Source organism: Azospirillum sp. B506 (assembly GCF_000333595.1).
GTDB lineage: Bacteria > Pseudomonadota > Alphaproteobacteria > Azospirillales > Azospirillaceae > Azospirillum.
This window is the reverse complement of the sequence record NZ_BADK01000498.1, coordinates 1-4,076: the sequence shown is the minus strand read 5'-3', so window position 1 is coordinate 4,076 and position 4,076 is coordinate 1. Positions and strand designations below refer to the sequence as shown.

General features: G+C 65.1%; 4 protein-coding genes. 2 read left to right on the top strand and 2 right to left on the bottom strand.

Going from position 1 to position 4,076, the window contains the following annotated elements; all coding sequences use genetic code 11:
- The first annotated feature begins 196 nt into the window (after positions 1-196).
- Both I71_RS14965 and I71_RS14960 read left to right on the top strand, forming a co-directional pair.
- Positions 197-517 carry a heavy metal-binding domain-containing protein gene (locus tag I71_RS14965; protein ID WP_042695650.1) on the top strand — a complete coding sequence of 107 codons (321 nt, stop codon included), beginning with the start codon at positions 197-199 and terminating at the stop codon, positions 515-517.
- A 113-nt stretch (positions 518-630) separates the two neighbouring features.
- Positions 631-1,845: a homoserine O-acetyltransferase gene (locus tag I71_RS14960; protein ID WP_042695649.1), complete on the top strand. Its 1,215-nt coding sequence runs from the start codon at positions 631-633 to the stop codon at positions 1,843-1,845.
- A 28-nt stretch (positions 1,846-1,873) separates the two neighbouring features.
- Here I71_RS14960 and I71_RS14955 read toward each other — a convergent pair whose 3' ends face one another.
- Positions 1,874-2,401, bottom strand: coding sequence for a hypothetical protein (locus I71_RS14955; protein WP_042695648.1), 528 nt, complete (start codon positions 2,399-2,401; stop codon positions 1,874-1,876).
- Between the two features lie 79 nt (positions 2,402-2,480).
- Positions 2,481-3,959 carry a DHA2 family efflux MFS transporter permease subunit gene (locus I71_RS14950; protein ID WP_307188995.1) on the bottom strand — a complete coding sequence of 493 codons (1,479 nt, stop codon included), beginning with the start codon at positions 3,957-3,959 and terminating at the stop codon, positions 2,481-2,483.
- Positions 3,960-4,076: the final 117 nt, after the last annotated feature.

Genomic DNA, 4,076 nt, shown 5'->3' with positions numbered 1-4,076 from the left:
TTCGGCTTTAGGCGGAGACGATAGCACAACCGCGTCCTCCCGCGATCGCCAGGCAAAAAATATCCTCGTCCGCGGGAGGACGAGGGAGAAAGGCGCGATCGACTCGAACCCGCAGCGATTTCGCAGTGCAGCCTTGGACTCTGCCGGAGCGGCCCCATCTGTGCGGCATCGAAGCCATCAGCAAGGAGTTGCAGTCATGATCGTCACCAGCACCGAGTCCGTCGAGGGGCGCCAGATCACCCAGTATCTCGGCATCGTCGCCGGCGAGGCGATCATGGGCGTCAACGTGTTCCGCGACCTGTTTTCCTCCGTCCGCGACATCGTCGGCGGCCGGGCGGGCGGCTATCAGGCGGCGCTGCGCGACGCGCGTGAGGCGGCCTTCGCCGACCTGGAGGAGTCGGCCCGCGCGCTGGGCGCCGATGCGGTGGTCGGCGTGGATGTCGATTACGAGGTGCTGGGCAAGGAGAACGGCATGCTGATGGTGTCGGTCAACGGTACGGCCGTGCGTCTCCGCTAAAGACAGCCCCTGATCGTAAGCGTCATCGAAGGCGTCTGGACAGTCCAGGCCGTATGGGTAGACTGCCCATCCGGCAAGCAGTGGGCCGGCAAGCAATCGGTAGGGGGATGCACATGCGTGGGGTTGTCCGCGGTTCCATCCGTTCAGGCTGCATCGGCGGCCTCGCCATGGCGGCGTGCCTGTTCGGCGCCCTGCCCGCCCTGGCGCTCGACGCCATCGTCGAGAAGAAGGTCTTCGAGATGCCGTCCTACACCACCACCGGTGGCGGGACGATCAAGAATGTCCGGATCGGCTGGGAAAGCTACGGCAAGCTGAACGATGCCAAGGACAACGCCATCCTCATCACCCATTTCTTCAGCGGCAACAGCCATGCCGCCGGGAAATACAAGGCCGACGATGCCGCTGCCGGCTATTGGGACAGCATCATCGGCCCCGGCAAGCCGCTGGATACCGACAAATACTTCATCATCAGCTCCGACACGCTGGTGAACCTGTCGCCGAAGGACCCCACCGTCGTCACCACCGGCCCGGCCAGCATCAACCCGGACACCGGCAAGCCCTATGGCATGAGCTTCCCCATCGTCACCATCCAGGATTTCGTCAATGTCCAGAAGGCGCTGATCGACAGCCTGGGCATCAAGACGCTGCAGGCGGTGATGGGCGGCTCGATGGGGTCGCTCCAGGCCTTCGAATGGGGGGCCGACCATCCGGAGATGGTCAAGCGCGTCATCGCCGCCATCGGCGGACCGGAGGCCGACCCCTTCCTGATCGGCTGGCTGAACCTGTGGGCCGCGCCGATCAAGCTCGACCCCAACTGGAACAATGGCGACTATTACGGCAAGGCGGAGCCTAAGGCCGGCCTGACCGAGGCGCTGAAACTGGTCACCCTGCAGGCCCGCCACTGGAAATGGGCGGATGCCGCGTTCGGCCGCAAATGGGCGGAGGACGGCAAGGACCCGAAGGCGGCGATGGGCAACCAATACGCCATCGAAGCCTGGCTGGACAAGGCGGCGGCCGGCCGTGCCGCCGTCAGCGACGCAAACCATTTCCTCTATCTGGTGAAGGCCAACCAGACCTTCGTCACCGGCAACGGCGCCTCGCTGGAGGACGGTCTGGCGAAGATCAAGGCCCCGGTGCTGCTGATCCCGTCGGCCGACGACCTCGTCTTCCCGCCCGACCGCAACATGCGCCCGTTGAAGGACCGGCTGGAGAAGCAGGGCAATGCGGTCGAGTACACCGAGTCGATCACCTCGACCCTCGGGCATCTCGACGGCGTGGTGAACATCGGCAAGGCCGGCGAGACGATCGCGCAGTTCCTGGCGAAGTGAGCCTGCGGGGCGCCTTTTGAGGGCGCCCCTAATCCCCGCTGACCGGCGCCCCGCGGAAGTTCAGCAGGCTTGGCGCCTTGTCGATGATCTCTTCCAGGATCAGCGACGCGGTTTCCAGGTCGCGGTCCAGCTCCGGACCGAGCTTGCCGGCATAGTTGGGGCGCCGCAGCTTCTCCGCCGCATCGTGCAGGCTGCGCAGCTCGGCGACGAAGATCTCGCGCGCACCCATCGGCAGGATCGGGTTGGCCGACAGAACGAAGAAGAAGCGCATGCTGGCCCGCACCAGCAGGGCCAGCATCACCATGTCCAGCTTCTCGAACTGGTCGCGCAGGTCGTCGGAGCGCGCATCGACCAGATTGCGCATGCGCTGCTCGATCAGGATGACCAGCGCCTGGAACTCTCCCACCTTGTCGCGGAAATCGCGGTAGGCGCCGAAGCTGTGCTTGCTGGCCTCATGCTCGGCCAATTGGGCGAGCTTGGAGGCTTCGCGGCACTGACGCTCCAGCGCGCCCAGCAGTTCCTTGACTTCGGCTCGGGTGTATTGGCGCTTGCTCATGGCACTCAGCAGGGTTTGGACGGGTGTTCACAGGGTCCGTCAAGCTATAGCACAACCCACGGGCTGCAACCTATCCTGCTCAGTGATCGGCCTTCACCGGGCCTCCCGGACGCCGCACCAGCGGCATGAACAGCAGCGCGCCGAAGAACACCGCCGACATCAGCAGCATGGCGTCGTTGAAGGTCAGGATCTGTGCCTCGCGCTGGACCAGCCCGACCAGCCGGGACATGGCGGCGGCCGTCGGATCGGCCACCAGACCGTCGAAACGCTGGCTGAGATTGTCGACCATCTGCTGGACCTCGGGCCGGGCGAGGTTGACATTGTCGCCGAGCCGGTTCAGGTGCAGCGCGTTGCGATCGGTCAGCACCGTGTTGATCGCCGCCAGCCCGATGGCGCCGCCGAGGTTGCGCATCAGGTTGTACAGGCCCGATGCGTTCTTCAGCTTGTCCGGCGGCAAGGTGCCCAGCGCCACGCTGTTGATCGGGATGAAGCACAGCATCAGCGACATGCCGCGCACCGCCTGCGGCAGGAACAGCTCCCAGAATCCTGTGTCGGCGGTGTAATGGCTGTTCAGCCAAACGCCGGTGCCGAACAGGATCAGCCCCAGCGCCAGCATGGCGCGCAGATCCATCCGCTTGGACAGGGCGCCGGCGATGGGCGCCGACATGAACTGGAAAGCGCCGGTCACGAACATGATCTCGCCGATCTGCAGGCTGTTGAAGCCACGCACACGAGCCAGGAACAGCGGCTGCAAATAGACCGACCCGTAAAGTCCGATGCCGAGGATGAAGCTGTACAGCGACCCGATGGCGAAGTTGCGGTCGGCGAAGGCCCGCAGTTCCACGATGGGATTGCGGTAGGACAGGACCCGCCAGAAGAAGCCGACGGCGGAGACGGCCGCGACCACGGCCAGCGTGAAGATCGCCTCGTCGTCGAACCAGTCGTTGCGCGGCCCCTCCTCCACCACATATTCCAGGCTGCCCAGGAAGGACGCCATCAACGCAAGTCCCAGGAAGTCGAAGCCCTTGCGCAGCTCCGGATTCGGCCGGTCGACATCGACCAGGAACCAGACCAGCGAAGTCACCAGGATGCCGGGGATCACGTTGGCCAGGAACAGCCAGTGCCAGGACATGTGCTGGGTCAGGTAACCGCCCAGCGTCGGGCCGATGGTCGGCGCCATGGTGGCGACCAGACCCATCATCACCGACACGCCCGCCCGCTTTTCCGGCGGGAAGATCATGAAGCTGGTGGCGAAGACGGTCGGGATCATCGCGCCGCCGATGAAGCCCTGGAGCGCACGCCACACGATCATCGATTCGATGCCGCCGGCGAAGGCGCAGGCGACGCTGGTCAGGGTAAAGCCGGCGGCGGCCAGCGTGAACAGCACGCGGGTCGACATGATGCGCGACAGGATGCCCGACAGCGGGATCATCACGACCTCCGCGATCAGGTAGGAGGTCTGCACCCACGAGATCTCATCGGCGCTGGCGGCGAGGCCGGCCTGGATTTCCGACAGCGAGCTGGAGACGATCTGGATGTCCAGAATCGCCATGAACATGCCGACGACCATCGCGAAAAAGCCGGCGATGTCGCGGGGGGGTGAGCGGGCGCATGCCCTGGGCCGGTGTCGCCATCGAACCGCTGCCTTCCGTCATGGCCGAATGACACACCCCCT

Excerpts from the sequence above, each read along its gene's own strand:
- I71_RS14950 (WP_307188995.1), bottom strand. The coding sequence starts at position 3,959 with ATGTTCATGGCGATTCTGGACATCCAGATCGTCTCCAGCTCGCTGTCG.
- I71_RS14955 (WP_042695648.1), bottom strand. The coding sequence starts at position 2,401 with ATGAGCAAGCGCCAATACACCCGAGCCGAAGTCAAGGAACTGCTGGGC.
- I71_RS14965 (WP_042695650.1), top strand. The coding sequence starts at position 197 with ATGATCGTCACCAGCACCGAGTCCGTCGAGGGGCGCCAGATCACCCAG.
- I71_RS14960 (WP_042695649.1), top strand. The coding sequence starts at position 631 with ATGCGTGGGGTTGTCCGCGGTTCCATCCGTTCAGGCTGCATCGGCGGC.